General features: G+C 68.2%; 18 protein-coding genes and 1 riboswitch. Of the genes, 14 read left to right on the top strand and 4 right to left on the bottom strand.

The genetic code is table 11. From position 1 onward, the window contains the following. Nucleotides 1-34: 34 nt before the first annotated feature. The 7 genes from ABD05_RS11895 to ABD05_RS11865 all read left to right on the top strand — a co-directional run bounded on the left by ABD05_RS11895 (nucleotide 35) and on the right by ABD05_RS11865 (nucleotide 7,344). A complete protein-coding gene (locus tag ABD05_RS11895; RefSeq protein WP_047900292.1) occupies nucleotides 35-1,060 on the top strand; it encodes a LacI family DNA-binding transcriptional regulator in 1,026 nt (341 codons plus the stop codon). Between the two features lie 74 nt (nucleotides 1,061-1,134). Continuing rightward, nucleotides 1,135-2,163, top strand: coding sequence for an ABC transporter substrate-binding protein (locus ABD05_RS11890; RefSeq protein WP_047900291.1), 1,029 nt, complete (start codon nucleotides 1,135-1,137; stop codon nucleotides 2,161-2,163). A gap of 17 nt (nucleotides 2,164-2,180) precedes the next feature. Continuing rightward, nucleotides 2,181-3,005 (top strand): ABC transporter permease, encoded by an 825-nt coding sequence (locus tag ABD05_RS11885; protein ID WP_047900290.1) that lies wholly within the window; start codon nucleotides 2,181-2,183, stop codon nucleotides 3,003-3,005. 10 nt (nucleotides 3,006-3,015) lie between these two features. Next, nucleotides 3,016-3,912 (top strand): ABC transporter permease, encoded by an 897-nt coding sequence (locus ABD05_RS11880; RefSeq protein WP_047900289.1) that lies wholly within the window; start codon nucleotides 3,016-3,018, stop codon nucleotides 3,910-3,912. Between the two features lie 13 nt (nucleotides 3,913-3,925). Then, complete coding sequence (locus ABD05_RS11875) at nucleotides 3,926-4,957, top strand: ABC transporter ATP-binding protein (protein ID WP_047900288.1); 1,032 nt, start codon at nucleotides 3,926-3,928, stop codon at nucleotides 4,955-4,957. Between the two features lie 95 nt (nucleotides 4,958-5,052). Then, nucleotides 5,053-5,877 (top strand): phosphodiesterase, encoded by an 825-nt coding sequence (locus ABD05_RS11870; RefSeq protein WP_047900287.1) that lies wholly within the window; start codon nucleotides 5,053-5,055, stop codon nucleotides 5,875-5,877. 267 nt (nucleotides 5,878-6,144) lie between these two features. Further along, nucleotides 6,145-7,344: an MFS transporter gene (locus ABD05_RS11865; RefSeq protein ID WP_047900286.1), complete on the top strand. Its 1,200-nt coding sequence runs from the start codon at nucleotides 6,145-6,147 to the stop codon at nucleotides 7,342-7,344. 21 nt (nucleotides 7,345-7,365) lie between these two features. Here ABD05_RS11865 and ABD05_RS11860 read toward each other — a convergent pair whose 3' ends face one another. Next, on the bottom strand, nucleotides 7,366-8,538 hold the full coding sequence (locus tag ABD05_RS11860; protein ID WP_047900285.1) for an EamA family transporter: 1,173 nt from the start codon (nucleotides 8,536-8,538) through the stop codon (nucleotides 7,366-7,368). Between the two features lie 515 nt (nucleotides 8,539-9,053). Between ABD05_RS11860 and ABD05_RS11855 the strand changes: the two genes are divergently transcribed. Together ABD05_RS11855 and ABD05_RS11850 are read left to right on the top strand one after the other, a co-directional pair. Continuing rightward, the gene (locus ABD05_RS11855; protein WP_047900284.1) at nucleotides 9,054-9,407 is read left to right on the top strand and encodes a type II toxin-antitoxin system RelE/ParE family toxin; all 354 of its coding nucleotides are present in this window, start codon (nucleotides 9,054-9,056) and stop codon (nucleotides 9,405-9,407) included. Then, nucleotides 9,404-9,685: a helix-turn-helix domain-containing protein gene (locus tag ABD05_RS11850; RefSeq protein WP_047900283.1), complete on the top strand. Its 282-nt coding sequence runs from the start codon at nucleotides 9,404-9,406 to the stop codon at nucleotides 9,683-9,685. The genes ABD05_RS11855 and ABD05_RS11850 overlap by 4 nt, the downstream gene beginning before the upstream one ends. Before the next feature lie 72 nt (nucleotides 9,686-9,757). On the opposite strand, the gene ABD05_RS11845 is transcribed toward ABD05_RS11850, so the two are convergent. The 3 genes from ABD05_RS11845 to ABD05_RS11835 form a co-directional block, all read right to left on the bottom strand. Further along, on the bottom strand, nucleotides 9,758-10,546 hold the full coding sequence (locus tag ABD05_RS11845) for a molybdopterin-dependent oxidoreductase (protein ID WP_047901176.1): 789 nt from the start codon (nucleotides 10,544-10,546) through the stop codon (nucleotides 9,758-9,760). Nucleotides 10,547-10,575: 29 nt separating this feature from the next. Then, the gene (locus tag ABD05_RS11840; protein WP_047900282.1) at nucleotides 10,576-11,208 is read right to left on the bottom strand and encodes a cytochrome b/b6 domain-containing protein; all 633 of its coding nucleotides are present in this window, start codon (nucleotides 11,206-11,208) and stop codon (nucleotides 10,576-10,578) included. Between the two features lie 172 nt (nucleotides 11,209-11,380). Next, the gene (locus ABD05_RS11835) at nucleotides 11,381-11,650 is read right to left on the bottom strand and encodes a pentapeptide MXKDX repeat protein (RefSeq protein ID WP_047900281.1); all 270 of its coding nucleotides are present in this window, start codon (nucleotides 11,648-11,650) and stop codon (nucleotides 11,381-11,383) included. Between the two features lie 269 nt (nucleotides 11,651-11,919). Further along, nucleotides 11,920-12,036: riboswitch (TPP riboswitch) on the top strand. A gap of 124 nt (nucleotides 12,037-12,160) precedes the next feature. On the opposite strand from ABD05_RS11835, the gene thiC reads away from it, so the two are divergent. From thiC to ABD05_RS11810, 5 genes are all read left to right on the top strand, one after another. Beyond that, nucleotides 12,161-14,092 carry a phosphomethylpyrimidine synthase ThiC gene (thiC, locus tag ABD05_RS11830; RefSeq protein ID WP_047900280.1) on the top strand — a complete coding sequence of 644 codons (1,932 nt, stop codon included), beginning with the start codon at nucleotides 12,161-12,163 and terminating at the stop codon, nucleotides 14,090-14,092. Between the two features lie 232 nt (nucleotides 14,093-14,324). Next, on the top strand, nucleotides 14,325-14,537 hold the full coding sequence (locus tag ABD05_RS11825; protein ID WP_047900279.1) for a glycine zipper 2TM domain-containing protein: 213 nt from the start codon (nucleotides 14,325-14,327) through the stop codon (nucleotides 14,535-14,537). 208 nt (nucleotides 14,538-14,745) lie between these two features. After that, nucleotides 14,746-15,018, top strand: coding sequence for a hypothetical protein (locus tag ABD05_RS11820; protein WP_047900278.1), 273 nt, complete (start codon nucleotides 14,746-14,748; stop codon nucleotides 15,016-15,018). Between the two features lie 144 nt (nucleotides 15,019-15,162). Further along, a complete protein-coding gene (locus tag ABD05_RS11815; RefSeq protein WP_047900277.1) occupies nucleotides 15,163-16,089 on the top strand; it encodes a DMT family transporter in 927 nt (308 codons plus the stop codon). A gap of 476 nt (nucleotides 16,090-16,565) precedes the next feature. Further along, the gene (locus ABD05_RS11810) at nucleotides 16,566-17,846 is read left to right on the top strand and encodes a sensor domain-containing phosphodiesterase (RefSeq protein WP_047901175.1); all 1,281 of its coding nucleotides are present in this window, start codon (nucleotides 16,566-16,568) and stop codon (nucleotides 17,844-17,846) included. Nucleotides 17,847-17,887 lie beyond the last annotated feature (41 nt).

The following is a 17,887-nucleotide window of genomic DNA, read 5'->3' as shown; positions in this document are numbered from 1 at the left end:
TCCCCGGCCGAAAACGTTTACATCGCGCTACTTCATGACCTCGACCATCAAGGATGTCGCTGCCCTCGCGGGCTTCTCGATCGCCACCGTCTCGCGTGCGATCAACGCACCGCATACCGTCAGCCCCGCCACGCTGCAGACGATCCGCACCGCGATCGACACGCTGCAGTTCCGCCCGAGCCCGCTCGGCCGGCAACTGCGCGGCGAACGCACGCGGCTCGTCGGCGTCGTCGTGCCGACGCTGTCGAACCCCGTGTTCGCCGACTGCCTGCAAGGCATCGACGAGCTCGCGACCGCGGCCGGCTTCAAGCTGATCCTGATGACGACCGAGTACGACGCGGCGCGCGAGCGTCACGCGATCGAGACGCTGCGCGAACAGCGCGTCGAAGGGCTGATCCTCACCGTCGCCGACGCGGACACGCACCCGCTGCTCGACATGCTCGACCGCGACGGCCCGCATTACGTGCTGATGCACAACGACACGCAGCGCCGCCCGTCGGTGTCGGTCGACAACCGCAGCGCCGCCTATGACGGCGTGCGGATGCTGACCGCGCGCGGTCACCGCCGCGTGCTGATGCTGGCCGGTTCGCTCGCCGCGTCGGATCGCGCGCGCCAGCGCCATCTCGGTTATGCGCAGGCACTCGAGGAAAGCGGCGTCGCCACGCTGCCGCCGGTCGAAGTCGACTTCAACGCGCCCGAGCTGCCCGACGCGGTGCTCGCACATCTGACCTCGCGCGCCACGCGCCCGACCGCGCTCTTCTGCAGCAACGACCTGCTCGCGATGGTCGTGATGCGCGGCCTGCGCCGCGCGGGCTTCTCGATCCCGGACGACCTGTCGGTGCTCGGCTTCGACGGGATCGCGATCGGCGAACTGCTCGCGCCGCCGCTCGCGAGCGTCGCGACGCCGAACCGCGACATCGGCCGCCACGCATGGCAGCGTCTGGTCGAATGCATCGGCGGCGCGACGATCGAACGCACGTCGCTGATCCTGCCGCATGCGGTGCGCGACGGCGCAACGATTGCGCCGCCGGCCACCGACCTGCAATTGCGCAAGGCCTGAACGCACGAGCCGCGCCGCCACGCGCGCCGACCACCACACCACCCCAGCGCCACACACTCGCCCGGAGACCCACCGTGTCCTTTCGCCTGACCTCGCTGCTGCGCGCGCTCGCAGCTCCCGTAGCCTGCGCCGCGCTCATCGCCGGCGCACCCGCTGCCCACGCCGACGAAACGGCGATCTGCTACAACTGCCCGCCCGAATGGGCCGACTGGGCCGCGCAGATCGCGGCGATCAAGCAGAAGACCGGCATCCGCGTGCCGTTCGACAACAAGAACTCGGGCCAGTCGATCGCGCAACTGATCGCCGAGCAGAAGAGCCCGGTTGCCGACGTCGTCTACCTCGGCGTGTCGTCGGCGTTCCAGGCGAAGGACAAGGGCGTGATCGCGCCGTACAAGCCCGCGCACTGGAACGACATTCCCGCGAACCTGAAGGACCCGCAAGGCTACTGGTTCGCGATCCACTCGGGCACGCTCGGCTTCTTCGTGAACAAGGACGCGCTCGACGGCAAGCCGGTGCCGCGCTCGTGGGCCGATCTGCTGAAGCCCGAATACAAGGGCATGGTCGGCTATCTCGATCCGTCCAGCGCATTCGTCGGCTACGCGGGTGCGGTGGCCGTCAACCAGGCGCTCGGCGGCAGCCTCGACAACTTCAAGCCGGCGCTCGACTGGTTCCGCAAGCTGAAGGCGAACGCGCCGATCGTGCCGAAGCAGACCGCGTATGCACGCGTGCTGTCCGGCGAGATTCCGATCCTGCTCGACTACGACTTCGACGCGTATCGCGCGAAATACAAGGACAACGCGAACGTCGAGTTCGTGATTCCGAAGGAAGGCACGATCGCGGTGCCGTACGTGATGAGCCTCGTGAAGGGCGCGCCGCACGACGCGAACGGCAAGAAGGTGCTCGATTTCGTGCTGTCGGACGAAGGCCAGAAGCTGTGGGCCAACGCGTACCTGCGCCCGGTGCGCGCGCAGACGCTCGGCGCCGACGTCGCCGCAAAGTTCCTGCCGGCGAGCGAGTACGCGCGTGCGAAGTCGGTCGACTTCGGCAAGATGGCGGCCGGCCAGCAGGCGTTCGGCCAGCAGTACCTGCAAGTGATGCAGTAAGCGACGGGGCGCCACGGATGCTCGACCAGACTTTCCCGCTGCGCTGGCGCGTCGCGCTCGTCGCGCCGGCGCTCGCGGTGTTCGCCGCGTTCTGGCTGCTGCCGATGGCAGCGCTCGTGCGGGTGTCCGCCGACGGCGCGTTCTTCTCGCAGTACGCGGCGCTGCTCGGCAATGCGCGCTACATGAAGAGCCTCGGCGAGACCATCGCGCTGTCCGCGGGCGTTACGCTCGCGACGCTCGCGCTGTCGACGATCTCCGGCCTGCTGCTCGCGCGCCGCGAATTCGCCGGCAAGCGCGTGCTGCTCGCGCTGCTCACGTTCCCGCTCGCGTTCCCGGGCGTCGTCGTCGGCTTCATGGTGATCATGCTCGCCGGGCGTCAGGGGTTGATCGGCATGCTGTCCGCGAAGCTCACGGGCGACAAGTGGGTATTCGCGTATTCGGTCGCCGGCCTGTTCGTCGGCTACCTGTACTTCTCGATTCCGCGCGTGATCGTCACGGTGATCGCGGCCGCGTCGAAGCTCGATGCGTCGCTCGAGGAAGCCGCCCGCTCGCTCGGCGCGTCGCCGTGGCGCATCTTCGTCGATATCGTGCTGCCCGCGCTCGCGCCGGGGCTGATCGCAGCCGGCGCGATCTGCTTCGCGACCGCGATGGGCGCATTCGGTACCGCGTTCACGCTGGCCACCGACCTGAACGTGCTGCCGATGACGATCTATACCGAGTTCACGCTGAACGCGAACATCGCGACGGCGGCCGGCCTGTCGATCGTGCTCGGTATCGTCACCTGGGCCGTGCTCGCGCTCGCGCGCCGCTTCACCGGCCAAACCGCCGCCGCCGCGGCCTGAGGATTCCTGCATGCAATCGCTTTCCGGCTCTTCCGCGTCGTCGCCGGCGCCCGCTCCCGTGCAGGCGAGCGGCGTCGCGCGGCGCGCGCCGCGCGTCACGGGTGCACGCGCGATCGCCACGCTGCAATGGGGCGTCACGCTGCTGCTGTGCGCGTTCCTGATCGTGCCCGTCGTGATGTCGGTGCTCGCGGGCCTGACCGTCAACTACTTCCGCGGACTGTCGAGCGGCCTCACGCTGCGCTGGCTCGAACAGGTGTGGCAGCAGTATCACGGCTCGGTCGCGCTGTCGCTGTATGTCGCGTTCGCGACGCTCGCGATCGTGCTCGCGGTCGGCGTGCCGGCCGGCTATGCGCTCGCGCGCAGCAAGAGCCGCGTCGCACGCGCGATCGAGGAGGCGCTCGTGCTGCCGGTCGCGCTGCCGGGCCTCGCGTCGGCGCTCGCGCTGCTGGTCGTGTACGGCGGCTTCACCGCGTTCCGGATGAGCCTGTGGTTCATCGTCGTCGGCCACGTCGTGTTCACGCTGCCGTTCATGGTGCGCGCGGTCGCGGCCGTCGCGGCCGGCGCCGACCTGCGCACGCTCGAGGAAGGCGCGGCCAGCCTCGGTGCGTCGTTCGTCACGCGCTTCGTCACGATCGTGCTGCCGAACCTGCGCCCCGGCATCGTCGCGGGCGCGCTCGCGGTGCTCACGCTGTCGATCGGCGAATTCAACCTCACGTGGATGCTGCACACGCCCGACACCAAGACGCTGCCCGTCGGCCTCGCCGATACCTATGCGTCGCTGCGTCTCGAAGTCGGCAGCGCATATACGATCCTGTTCCTGCTGATGACGTTGCCGCTCCTGGTCGCGATGCAATGGCTCGGCGTCGACCCGTCCGGCACGCGTGCGCTCAAGCGCCGCTCGCGCTGAAACTTTCGTTCCGATGAAACTCGATTCCACTCCCATCACCCTGACCGGCTGCGCGAAGACGTTCCGCGGCACGCGCGTGCTCGAACCGCTCGACCTGTCGATCGGCGCGGGCGAAACGCTCGTGCTGCTCGGGCCGTCGGGCTGCGGCAAGACGACGACGCTGCGGCTGATCGCCGGCCTCGACACGCCGGACGCCGGCGGCACGATCGCGTTCGGCAACGACGACGTGACCGCCCTGCCGATCGAGCGCCGGCAGGTCGGCATGGTGTTCCAGAACTACGCGCTGTTTCCGAACCTGACGGTGCGCGGCAACGTCGGCTACGGGCTCAAGATCCGCAAGACCGAGCCGCGCGCGCTGCGCGAGCGCGTCGACGAACTGCTCGCGATGATGCGGCTCGACGCGCACGCGGACAAGCCGATCGATCAGCTCTCGGGCGGCCAGCGCCAGCGCGTCGCGCTGGCGCGCGCGCTCGCGGTGCGGCCGCGCGTGCTGCTGCTCGACGAACCGCTGACGGCACTCGACGCGAAACTGCGCGACGTGCTGCGTCGCGAGATGAACGCGCTGCTGCGCGAGCTCGGCGTGACGACGGTCTACGTGACGCACGACCAGGCCGAAGCGATGGAGCTCGGCGACCGGATCGTCGTGATGGGCGCGGGCCGCATCGAACAGATCGGCACGCCGCGCGACATCTACTACCGGCCGGCCAACCGTACGGTCGCGCAGTTCATCGGCACGCTGAACCGGCTTGACGGACAATGGCGCGATGGCGCGCTCGTGACGACGGGCGGCGCGATCGTCACGCCGCATGCCGGCGACGAGTGGTTCTTCCGTCCCGAGGATGCGCAACTCGCCGATCCCGCACATGCGCCGCTGCGCGGCACGGTCGGTGCATGCGCGTTCCTCGGCGAGCGCACGCGGCTCACGATCGAGCACGCGGCGCCCGACGCGCTGGTGATCGACGTACCGGGCCGCATCGCGCTCGCGCACGGCACGGCGGTCGGCATTACGATTGCACCGGAAGGCCTGATCGCGCTCGGCGCGTAATGCACTTCGGCACTTCGATTGCAGCACCCATGCACCACCCCACCGCGGCGCATGACGCCGCACCTACAATAACCAGACGATTCCGAGAAACGACGATGCTGCTAGCTCAAATCAGCGATCTCCACATCAAGCGGCCGGGTCAGCTCGCGTACCGGCGCGTCGACACGGCAGCCGCGCTCGCGCGCTGCATCGCGAGGCTGAACGCGCTCGTGCCGCGCCCCGACGCCGTGCTCGTCACCGGCGACCTGACCGACTTCGGTCACGACGACGAATACGCCAACCTGCGCGACCTGCTCGCGCCGCTCGAGATTCCGTACTACCTGATGATCGGCAATCACGACGACCGCGCCGGGCTGCGCCGCGCGTTCGCCGATCGCCCGGAGCTGCACGACGGCGAGTTCGTGCAGTACGCGATCGACGTCGGCGCGGTGCGCGTGCTCGCGCTCGATTCGCAGGTGCCCGGCGCGAGCCACGGCGACCTGTGCGACGCGCGGCTCGCATGGCTCGCCGCGCAGCTCGACGCCGCGCGCGATCGCCCGGTGATCGTCGCGCTGCATCACCCGCCGTTCGCGTCGGGGATCGGCCACATGGACGCACTGCGCCTCGCGCCCGCCGCCGCCGCGAAACTCGATGCGCTGCTGCGCGGTTATCCGAACGTCGAACGCGTGCTGTGCGGCCATGTGCACCGCATGATGTTTACGCGTTTCGGCGGCACGCTCGCGTCGGCGGTGCCGGCGCCCGCACACCAGGTCGCGTTCGACCTGCGGGCCGATGCACCGTCCGCGTTCCGGCTCGAACCGCCGGCGTTCGCGGTGCATCGTTATGAGCCGGATACGGGGATGACGTCGCACCACGTGTACGTGGATGAAGGCGCCGGGCCGTATCCGTTCTATGAGCCGACCGGGGAGCTGGTCGACTGACCGCGTGAAGCATGTGCAATGACGGGCGGCCCGTCATGCCGGTTGAGCCGGTTGAGCCGGTTGTGCCGGTTGAGCCGGTTGTGCCGGTTGTGCCGGTTGTGCCGGTTGTGCCGGTTGTGCCGGTTGTGCCGGTTGTGCCGGTTCACCGCCCACCCGGCAGGATTCACCGTGCTCCGGTATGATCGGCAGCCTCGGCCGGCGCCCGGCCCGCCTGCGCACCCGGCGCGTGCGCCGCGCGCCGCGCCGCCCAACCTCGCCCGCGCAGCCATGTCCACCGCCTCCACCGACCGTCCGGCCGACGCCGCCTCGCCCCACTACTCGCGCAGCCTGCTGTTGCTGCTCGCGACGATTGCGGGCGTGTCCGTCGCGAACATCTACTACAACCAGCCGCTGCTCGACAGCTTCCGCTCGGCCTTTCCCGACGGCGCGTCGTGGATCGGCGTGGTGCCGACCGCGACGCAGCTCGGCTATGCGGCCGGCATGTTCCTGCTCGCGCCGCTCGGCGACCGTTTCGACCGCCGCGGGCTGATCCTGATGCAGATCGCCGGCCTGTCGGTCGCGCTGATCGTCGCAGCCGCCGCGCCGTCGCTGGCCGTGCTCGCGGTCGCGAGCCTCGCGATCGGCGTGCTCGCGACCATCGCGCAGCAGGCCGTGCCGTTCGCGGCCGAAATTGCGCCGCCCGCCGAACGCGGGCACGCGGTCGGCACCGTGATGAGCGGCCTGCTGCTCGGCATCCTGCTTGCGCGCACGGCCGCCGGCTTCGTCGCCGAGTATTTCGGCTGGCGCGCGGTGTTCGCCGCGTCGGTCGCGGCGCTCGTCGCGCTGGCCGCCGTGATCGTGCTGCGGCTGCCGCGCAGCTCGCCGACGTCGACGTTGTCGTACGGCAAGCTGCTCGGCTCGATGTGGCATCTGGCGGTCGAACTGCGCGGGCTGCGCGAGGCGTCGCTGACGGGCGCCGCGCTGTTCGCGGCGTTCAGCGCGTTCTGGCCCGTGCTCACGCTATTGCTCGCCGGCGCACCGTTCCATCTCGGTCCGCAGGCGGCCGGCCTGTTCGGGATCGTCGGTGCGGCGGGCGCGCTCGCGGCGCCCTACGCGGGCCGTTTCGCGGACACGCGCGGCCCGCGAGCGATCATTTCGCTTGCGATCGCGCTGCTCGCGCTGTCGTTCGTGATCTTCGCGCTGTCGGGCTCGAGCCTCGTCGGGCTCGTGATCGGCGTGATCGTGCTGGATGTCGGCGTGCAGGCCGCGCAGATCTCGAACCAGTCGCGCATCTATGCGTTGAAGCCCGACGCACGCAGCCGCGTCAACACGGTGTACATGGTGTGCTATTTCATCGGCGGCGCGCTCGGCTCGTCGGCCGGCGTCGCCGCATGGCACGCGTTCGGCTGGACCGGCATGTGCGCGGCCGGGCTGCTGTTCACCGCACTCGCGGGCTGGTCCCACCATCGCGGCGGCCGGCGCGGCTGAGCGCACCCGGCAGCGCCGGCGTCACGCGTCGGCGCGCGGTGCGGCCGGTTCGTCGGCGGGCGGCGATGCGAACGCCTGCGCCGGCTCCATGACGACTGCCGGATCCATCACGGCAGCGGGCGTCGGTACCGCAAGCGGAACGGCGGAAGGCACCAGGATGGGCGCAGCATCCGGCAGTGCGATCTGATCGGGTGCGGACGCAACGTCCTCCGCCGACGCGGCCGCCACGGTCGTCGAACCGACAGCCGCCGCGCGTGCCGCGGGCCGGCGCGCCGGATCGAACACGAACGACAGCCCGACGCTGCCGAGGATCGCGACGGTCGCGACCACGGTCGCCATCGTCACGGGTTCGCCGAGCAGCAGCGCACCGAGCGCGACCGCGACGATCGGGTTCACGTACATGCAGCTGCTTGCGATGATCGGGCTCGTGTGGCGGATCAGGTAGCCGTACGCGACATACGCGGCCATCGTGCAGAACACCATCAGGTACAGAAACGCGAACACCGGCCCCGCCATCACGTGTTCGATGCGCTCGCCGATCAGCCATGCGACGAGCGTCGAAATCAGGCCGCCGAGGCCGATCTGCAGCGACGTCGACAGAAACAGGTCGGACGGCAGCTTGAGCCGCGTCGCGAGGTGCGCGCCGCCCGCCCAGAACAGTGCGCCGGCCAGCACGCAGATCGTGCCGAGCGCCGAATTCTGCGCCGCCGCGCCGCCCGAATTCAGCACGACGATGCCGACCATCCCGAGCGCGACCGCCGCCCACTCGCCCTTCGTCACCGGCCGGCCGGCCACCGCCGCGATCACGGTCGCGAACAGCGGCACCGTGGCCACCATCACCGCGGCCGAGCCGCTGCTGACCGAGCTGATCCCGAGCGCGATCGTGCCGGACGACAGCGCGACGAGCATCGTGCCGACGATGCCCGCATTGCGGATCTCCAGCAGCGTCGGCCATTCGGGCTTGCGCCGCAGCGCGAAGATGAACAGGCCGATCCCGCCGAGCAGGTTGCGCAGCCCCGACAGCAGCAGCGGCGGGAACGACTGCAGCGCGAAATGCAGGCCGCTGTAGGTCGAACCCCAGACGAAATAGATGAATACGAGCGCCAGCGCGACGCGCCCGCCGCGGCTTTGCGGCAGGCGGATCCGGAACGAAAGGCGGGAGAAGAAATCGAGGAGACGATCGAGCGGGGTCATCGGGCAACCCGCCCGCACGTCGCGCCGCGTGCTCCGCTGAAAGACGCCGGCAATGCCGGCAAACGGTCCTGGCGGGACCGGGAAGGCAGAGCGAACGTGCGGAACGACATGGCAGTGCGAACGGCGACGAAAGAGAACCGGCAAGCGGCGGCAGAAGGACAAAAAAACACGCGCAGCCGCTTCGGCTGCGCATGCTCGGCATTATGGCATCAAGGATTCGAAAGCATCGTCAGACCTGTCTGAAAGGATAAGGACTGACGTTTCGGCGCGACATTTTTCGGCCGACGGGCGGGTGAAATCCGGGGCCGGATGCACGATGCGCGCATGTTGCCGGCGGTCGTGCCGAACTCGATCCCGCACTCAATCCATCGCAATCCGTAACGGCCGAACCAGACCTCGGCCGAACGGCCAATCATGCGCGCCGGCCCTCGCTTCACGCTTATCGTGACGGACGGCATGCCCTCCTCGTGCCATCCGCAGCCTCCATTCGAAACCCGCACAAGCCATATAAAATTTTGTATAATTCGACCATTCTTCCGCCGAAGCCGGTCGTGTTCGTCGGCAGCGCGCTCGACGATCTTCGCGACTTTCCGCTGCCTGCGCGACGTGACGCCGGCCACCAGATCGACCAGGTGCAGCGCGGCCTCGCGCCTGACGACTGGAAGCCGATGCGCACCGTCGGCGTCGGCGTGCGGGAAATTCGTCTGCGCGATGCGAGCGGCGCGTTCCGGATCGTCTACGTCGCGACCTTCGCCGACGCCGTCTACGTGCTTCACTGCTTCCGGAAGCAAACGGCGCGCACGAACAAGACCGATATCGACCTGGCCGCCCGGCGTTATCGCTCGCTGATGATGGAGTTGAAACGATGACCAATGAACGTTACACGAACGTCTGGGACGCAATCGAGGGTCAGCCGGCCGAGGCCGAGAACATGAAGCTGCGCTCCGAACTGATGATCGCGCTCAAGCAGCGCATCGCGCAGCTCGAGCTCAGTCAGGCCCAGGCTGCGCAACGGCTGGGCGTCACGCAGCCGCGCGTCTCCGACCTGATGCGCGGCAAGATCAACCTGTTCGGGCTCGACGCGCTCGTGAACATGGCCGCGGCAGTCGGCTTGCGCGTCGATCTCCAGGTGCGTGAATCCGCATGACGCAACGCACGACGCATGGCGCGCGATGCAGCGCGGCACGCGCATGCGCTGCGACGCCGAGCCATGCGCCGCTCACGATCCGCCGAACCAGTTGTATCCCTGATCGACCCAGTAGCCGCCCGGAAACGTATCGGTCACGAAGATTTCCATGATGTGTTTCGGGTTCTTGTAGCCGAGCTTGGTCGGCATCCGCAGCTTCATCGGGAAACCGAATTCAGGCGGCAGGCGGCGGCCGTCGTACTCGAACGCGAGCAGCGTCTGCGGATGCAGCGCGGTCGGCATGTCGATGCTCTCGTAGTAGTCGTCCGCGCACTTGAAGCCGACATATTTCGCATGCGTATCGGCACCCGCGCGCGCGAGGAATGCGCCGAACGGCGTGCCGCCCCAGCGGCCGATCGCGCTCCACCCTTCCACGCAGATATGCCGCGTGATCTGCTCCGCGTGCGGCAGCGCGCGAAGCTCGTCGAGCGTCCACACGCGCTTGCCCGTCACGCGGCCGGACAGCACGAGCCGATAGGTCGATTCATCGACGTGCGGCACGTCGTCGATCCCGTAGTACGCGTTGAACGGGAACGGCCGCGTGATGTCGGCTTCGGTGTAGGTCGGCGCGAGCCGGTCGGGGCTGAACAGCCACGCCTGCACGCGATCGTTCATGCGCGACACTTTCTCGAGGAACGCGTTGACCGACGCGTCGTCCTGCAGCGTGCAGCCGGTCAGCATCGTCAGGCCGCCGAGCGTCAGCACGCGCCGGTTGAAGAGCCGCCGCGACGGCATCTCGAGCTCGCGGCGCACGTCGAGTTCGAGCGACTTCCGGTCGAGTGCCCAGCGCGGGCGGTCGCGCTTGTGTTCGGATTCGGACATGATGATTTCCTTCGGCACCTTCGTGCCGTTCAACGGCCGCGCAGCATCGCGAGCAGCGAGCGCGGCACCAGCAGCGCCATCGCGACGTGCACGACGAAGAACGCGACGAGCAGCGACATCGCCCAGAAATGCACGACGCGCGCGTTGTCGTAACCGCCGAACAGTTCGCGCAGCAGCGGGAACTGCACGGATTTCCAGATCGCGAGCCCCGACAGCACCAGCACGACGAGATCGACGATCGCGGTCAGGTATGCCGCGCGCTGCACCGCGTTATAGACGCTCAGGTCGGCATGCGACAGCCGCCCGCCGAGCGCCGCGCGCACGTCGCGCCACACGGATGCCGGCGTGACCGGCAGCATCTTGCGCACGAGGCGGCCGGTCGCAAGCGACATCGTCAGGTAGAACAGCCCGTTGCCGACAAGCAGCCACATCGCCGCGAAATGCCATTGCAGCGCGCCGCCGAGCCAGCCGCCGATCGTGATGCCGTGAGGAAACGTGAACGGCGGATAGATCGGCGACGCGTCGTAGATGCGCCAGCCGGACAGCGCCATCAGCACGGCCGCGAGCGCGTTGAGCCAGTGGCTCGCGCGCACCCACAGCGGATGAATCGGACGCGCGGGCGGCGTGGCGGCCGCGCGCCCGGTGGCGGGAACGGTTTGCATGATGAAAACTCCCGGAATGAAGCGACGGAGCGCGAGACGGGGCCGGAAACCGGCCAGGCGACGCATGCGCTGACGCGCCGCCGTGGCGCGTGCCCCGCGCGTCACCCGGCACCGCGTACCGTCCCGGCACGCAGCGGCGACACGCGCGTCGGCCGCGCTCCGTCCGTTTCCGTCAGTTCGACGGGGCCATCTTGTCGTCCGATTTCGGCTTGCCCATCGAGTCGTGCGACATCGCGTCCTTCTTCATCGCGTGCTTCTTCATGGCGCCCTTCTTCATCGCGCCGCCCTTGGCCATCGCGTCGTCCTTCGCCATCGCGTCGTGGCCCATCGCGTCCTTCGACATCGACGAACCTTCCTTCGACATCGCGTCGTTCTGCGCATACGCGCCCGTTGCGATCATGGCGAAACCGGCGACACAGGCTGCGATCAGTACTTTTTTCATGACATCTCTCCGAAACATGGGTTTGAGGAGCCGAATAGACGGAGGACGTCGCGGGAAATGACAGTCGTTTCGAAAATATTTTTTTGGGGCTGCCAAAAGTGCCGCAATGCTGCGCCGCGCCGTCGTTGTCAGCCGGGCTGCAGGACCGTGCGGCGGTGTCATGCATCGCGGCTTGCGCGGCAGGCGCGCCGCCCGCAATGCTGCAACTGCACCGCGGTTACCGATCTGCCACCGGTTGAAACCGCCGCAAAGCCAGTGTATCGTGTGCGCTGCTAACGCGGGGGTCCTGCAATGCGCCCGGTCAACAAACCGGCATTGCGGGTGAGAAATACCCTTTGAACCTGATCTGGATAATGCCAGCGCAGGGAAGCGTACGGATTCCGCCGCCATCCTTCTGACGAAATCCGCCGCCTCACCAAGCCTCGTCTCCTGCTTAGCTCGAGCCCCACATTCGTCAAGGGCTCCGGGCAAGCGCCGCAGCGCCTGTCCGGCGCTCACACAGGAGATTGCATGAACGCCAATCCGAAGTTTCTGTCCGCCGACGCCCACGTCGATGCCGCCGCCGTCGCGCCGCTGCCGAATTCGCGGAAAGTCTATGTGACCGGCTCGCAGCCCGACATCCGCGTACCGATGCGCGAAATCACGCAGGCCGACACGCCGACCGGCTTCGGCGGCGAAAAGAATCCGCCGATCTACGTGTACGACACGTCGGGCCCCTACACCGACCCGGAAGCCAAGATCGACATCCGCGCGGGCCTGCCCGCGCTGCGCCAGCTCTGGATCGAAGCGCGCGGCGACACCGAAGTGCTGTCCGGCCTGTCGAGCCGGTACGGCCTCGAGCGCGCGGCCGATCCGGCCACCGCCGACCTGCGTTTCCCGGGCCTGCACCGCAACCCGCGCCGCGCGCAGGCCGGCAAGAACGTCACGCAGATGCACTACGCGCGCCAGGGCATCATCACGCCGGAAATGGAATACATCGCGATCCGCGAGAACCAGCGTCGCGCCGAGTACATCGAGAGCCTGAAGACGAGCGGCCCGAACGGCGCGAAGCTCGCCGCAATGATGGGCCGCCAGCATCCGGGCCAGGCGTTCGGCGCTGCCGCGTTCGGCGCGAATGCGCTCGCCGAGATCACGCCCGAGTTCGTGCGCGACGAAATCGCGCGCGGCCGCGCGATCATTCCGGCGAACATCAACCACCCGGAATCCGAGCCGATGATCATCGGCCGCAACTTCCTCGTGAAGATCAACGCGAACATCGGCAACTCGGCCGTCACGTCGTCGATCGGTGAGGAAGTCGACAAGATGACGTGGGCGATCCGCTGGGGCGGCGACACGGTAATGGACCTGTCGACCGGCAAGCACATCCATGAAACGCGCGAGTGGATCATCCGCAACAGCCCGGTGCCGATCGGCACGGTGCCGATCTACCAGGCGCTCGAAAAGGTCAACGGCAAGGCCGAGGACCTGACCTGGGAAATCTTCCGCGACACGCTGATCGAGCAGGCCGAGCAAGGCGTCGACTACTTCACGATCCACGCGGGCGTGCGCCTGCAGTACGTGCCGCTCACCGCGAACCGGATGACGGGCATCGTGTCGCGCGGCGGCTCGATCATGGCGAAGTGGTGCCTCGCGCATCACAAGGAAAGCTTCCTGTACGAACACTTCGAAGAGATCTGCGAGATCATGAAGGCGTACGACGTGAGCTTCTCGCTCGGCGACGGCCTGCGCCCCGGCTCGATCTACGACGCGAACGACGAAGCGCAGCTCGGCGAGCTGAAGACGCTCGGCGAGCTCACGCAGATCGCGTGGAAGCACGACGTGCAGGTGATGATCGAAGGCCCCGGCCACGTGCCGATGCAGTTGATCAAGGAGAACATGGATCTCCAGCTCGACTGGTGCAAGGAAGCGCCGTTCTACACGCTCGGGCCGCTCACCACCGACATCGCGCCGGGCTACGATCACATCACGTCGGGCATCGGCGCGGCGATGATCGGCTGGTTCGGCACCGCGATGCTGTGCTACGTGACGCCGAAGGAACACCTCGGCCTGCCGAACAAGGACGACGTGAAGGAAGGCATCATCACGTACAAGCTCGCCGCGCATGCCGCCGACCTCGCCAAGGGCCACCCGGGCGCGCAGGTGCGCGACAACGCGCTGTCGAAGGCGCGCTTCGAGTTCCGCTGGGAAGACCAGTTCAACATCGGTCTCGATCCGGACAAGGCGCGCGAATTCCACGACGAAACGCTGCCGAAGGATTCGGCGAAGGTCGCGCACTTCTGCTCGATGTGCGGCCCGCACTTCTGCTCGATGAAGATCACGCAGGACGTGCGTGAATTCGCCGCGCAGCAGGGCGTGTCGGAATCCGAAGCGCTGAAGAAAGGGATGGAAGTGAAGGCGGTCGAATTCGTCAAGACCGGCGCCGAGATCTACCACCGTCAATAAGCGAACGCGGCGGTCCGCACCGGACACGTATCGCGATGCACGAAGCCCGCTTTCGAGCGGGCTTTTTTGCGCATGTCGTGTACCTGCCGATGCACGGGAAACAATTGATTACGAAACCGCGCGCGGCTTAACAAGTCCTTACAGCAGCGTCGCGGGACGGCGCGTAGATTGGGGACATGCGTGGCCGCCAGCCGGTCGCGCGTCCTCCGTTCACTACCACAAGGACACGATCATGAATTCGATTCGGCGTATTGGGGTATGCGCGCTCCTCGTCGCGACGGTGGCCACCCTGTCGGCCTGCGATTCGATGACGACACGCCAGCGCGACACGGCAATCGGTGCGGGTATCGGCGGCGTCGCCGGCGCGGCGATCGGCGGCAACGCGCTGTCGACGCTGGGCGGCGCGGCGGCCGGCGGCATCATCGGCAACCAGGTCGGTAAATAAGCCGACCGGCTATCCGGCCGCCGCGCGAAGCGCGGCGAGTTCCGGCCTGACGGCGTTTTCGCACTGCGGAAGCGCCGTTTTTCGTATGCGGCGCCGCAGCACGCCGCAGCGGCCCGGAAATGATCCGTTACCGTTTTGCACACCCTGTCATCGGTGCGCGGCCTAAGCTTAAGCATCTGCCGATTGCCGGCTCCGCCGGAGAGACATCATGAACAGGATCCTCGTCGCCGCAGCGCTCGCCTGCACGACGCTCGCCGGCTGCTACTACCCGTACGGCTACTATCCTGGCGCCTACTATCCTGGCGGCTATTACGCGGCTGCACCGGTGCAGCCGGCACCCGTGTACGTCGATCCGGGCCCCGCCTACTACTATCCGGCGCCTGCGTACGCACCGGCGTGGGGCGGCTATTGGGGACCGGCGCTGTCGCTCAATTTCGGCTTCGGCGGACGCGGCGGACGCGGCGGCTGGCACCATCACTGATCGGGCTGCGCGGCCGGTGGCCGCGCCGTCCCGCGCCTGCAAACAGCGAATCTCCCGTTTCTTGTCGTTTCATCGAATCGTGAAACGACGGCGTGGTAACGCGGTGTAAGATCCACCGCATCCCTTCCCTCGCCCTCACGATCGATGTCACCCAAGAACGCCATCCTGCTGACCGTGCTCGCTGCCCTGTGGGGCGCGTCGTTCCTGTTCATCCGGGTCGGCGTCGTCGATTTCGGCGTCGCGCCGCTGATGGCGCTGCGCGTCGGCATCGGTGCGCTGTTTCTCACGGGCTTTGCGCTGACGCGCTTCAAACCCGCCGATCTCGGCGCGCGGCTGCGCCGTCATGCGTGGCCGTTGTTCGTCGTCGGCGCACTGAACTCGGGCATACCGTTCTGCCTGTTCGCGTTCGCCGAACTGACGCTGTCGGCCGGCCTGACGTCGGTGATCAACGCGACGACGCCGCTGTGGGGCGCGCTCGTCGCTTACCTGTGGCTGAAGGACAAGCTGTCGCTGCCGCGCGCGCTCGGCCTCGTGATCGGTTTTGCCGGCGTGCTCACGCTCGTGTGGAACCAGATCGCGAATGCACACGGCGACACGGGCGCCAGCGCGACCGCGCTCGCCGCCGCCGCCGCGCTCGGCGCGACGCTGCTGTACGGCATCGCGGCCAATTACACGAAGCGCAAGCTCACCGGCGTCGATCCGCTCGTCAACGCGGCCGGCAGCATGATCGGCTCGACCGTCCTGCTGCTGCCGTTCGCGATCGCCACCTGGCCGGCCGCGCCGGTCAGCGTGCACGCATGGGGTGCCGTGCTCGGCCTCGGCATCGCCTGCACGGGCATCGCGTATTTCATCTTCTTCTACCTGATTGCGCATGTCGGCCCCGCCCGCGCGATTACCGTGACGTTCGTGATCCCGGTGTTCGGCCTGCTGTGGGGCGCGCTGTTCCTCGGCGAGCATGTGTCGGCCGTGATGATCGAAGGCTGCGCGATCGTGCTCGTCGGCACCGCGCTCGCGACCGGCGTGATCAAGCGAATTCCCGGTCTGGGGCCGCGTGGCGGCGAAGCGACCTGAGGATCCGGGCGCACGCCGCCGTTCGTCGTTCGTCGTGAGGTGATCGCCGCCTGCTCCCCGTCGCGCCGAGGATGGCGCTGCAGCGCGACGGCATCCGCCCTGACGGCAACGTTCGGACGCGACCGCGCCCGCGCCGGGCTTTCCCGCACCGCCACGCGCGCCATGCGGCCATGACGCAGTTCATGCCGCGGGATTGTCATGTGCTTCTGCGGCACCTTTCACTGCGTGGCGGTCATGCACTGCACGCACTCCAGCGACGCCGATCACCGCTGCGCGCCGGCCAAGGCCGCGCCGTGTCCCGTTTGCGTCTGGAGTTTCCCTGATACGCGCGCCGCCGCATTCCCGTTACACTCGTAACATTCTTTCGCAGAAGGCGGTCACGATGCCTCACGTTCTTTCGCGTCCGCCTGCGCGTGCGACTGCTTTGGCGTGGCGGCGCGCTGCCGGCCCGCCGCTCGCCCCTGGGCACCGCTGACATGAAGCCCGCCCGCGACCTTTCGCTCGACTCCCTGCTCGAACGCCTCACGCTGACGCCCGGCGGCTGGCACGCCACCTTTCGCACCACGACGCTGCGCAGCGTATTCCAGCCCGTGCTGTCGATCACGCACAAGCGTGTGGTCGGATACGAGGCGCTGCTGCGCGTCGTCGACGCGAACGGCGCGCTGATCTCGCCCACTGCCCTCTTCGACAAGACGCGCGCCGACGCCGACGCACTGCTGCTCGACCGGCTCGCGCGCTGCCTGCACACGGCCAATTTCGTCGCGCAGGGCATCGGCGACGGCTGGCTGTTCCTGAACGTGACGCCGCGCGTGCTCGATTCGGGCCTCGTGCAGCGCGAGTTCGTCGAGGCGCTGTGCCGGCATTTCGTGTTGCCGCCGAACCGCATCGTGCTGGAAGTCATCGAACAGCCGGCGCGCGACGAAGCCGCGCTCGCCCGCACGATCGACATGATCCAGCATCGCGACTTCCTGATCGCGATCGACGATTTCGGCACGGGATTCTCGAACTTCGACCGCGTGTGGCGCGCGCGGCCCGACATCGTCAAGCTCGATCGCTCGCTCGTCGAGCGCACGACCGGGTCGGCCGAGGACCGCCGCATCATGCATCACCTCGTGTCGATGCTGCACCAGGCCGGCGCGATGGTGCTTGCCGAGGGCGTCGAAAGCGACGACGCGCTGCAGGCGCTGATGGAGGCCGACATCGATTTCGTGCAGGGTTTCCAGTTCGGCCAGCCCGACACGTCGATCGCGCACGCGAGCGCGGCCGCGCCCGCGATGCTCGACGCCGCGTGGAAGCGCTTCATCGCGCGCCGGCACACACCGGTCGTCCCCGAGCAGCCGGGCTTCGACGCGATCGAGCGGCTCGTGCTCACCGGCGCGGCCGCGTTTTCCGCAAGCGGCAACCTGCAGGATGCCGCGCAACGCGTGTTCGCGGTGCCGGCCGCGCGCCGCGTGTTCGTCACCGACGAGATCGGCGAGCAGTTCCTGCCGTCGATCGGCGCGCCACCCGACGATGGCCAGGCAATCGCCACCCGCCTGTCGCCGCTGTTCCCTGAAACGCACAGCAACTGGTCGCGGCGCCCGTACTTCCAGCGCGCGATCGCCGCGCCGGGGCGCGTCGCGCTGATGGGCCCGCACTTCTCGCTGACCGAAGGCCGCGACTGCTATACGGCCGCCGTCGCGATCCGTGCGCAGAGCCGGCTCGTCGTGTTCTGCGTCGATTTCGTGCTCGACAGCGCAGGGACCGTGATGCGCTAGCCAGCCGGCGCGGCGGCGGGCATTCGCCCGCGATGCCCGTC

The sequence above is a fragment of the Burkholderia pyrrocinia genome, assembly GCF_001028665.1.
GTDB classification, from domain to species: Bacteria; Pseudomonadota; Gammaproteobacteria; order Burkholderiales; family Burkholderiaceae; genus Burkholderia; species Burkholderia pyrrocinia.
Note: the sequence above shows the minus strand (reverse complement) of the source record. Positions and strands in the feature narration are given on the sequence as shown.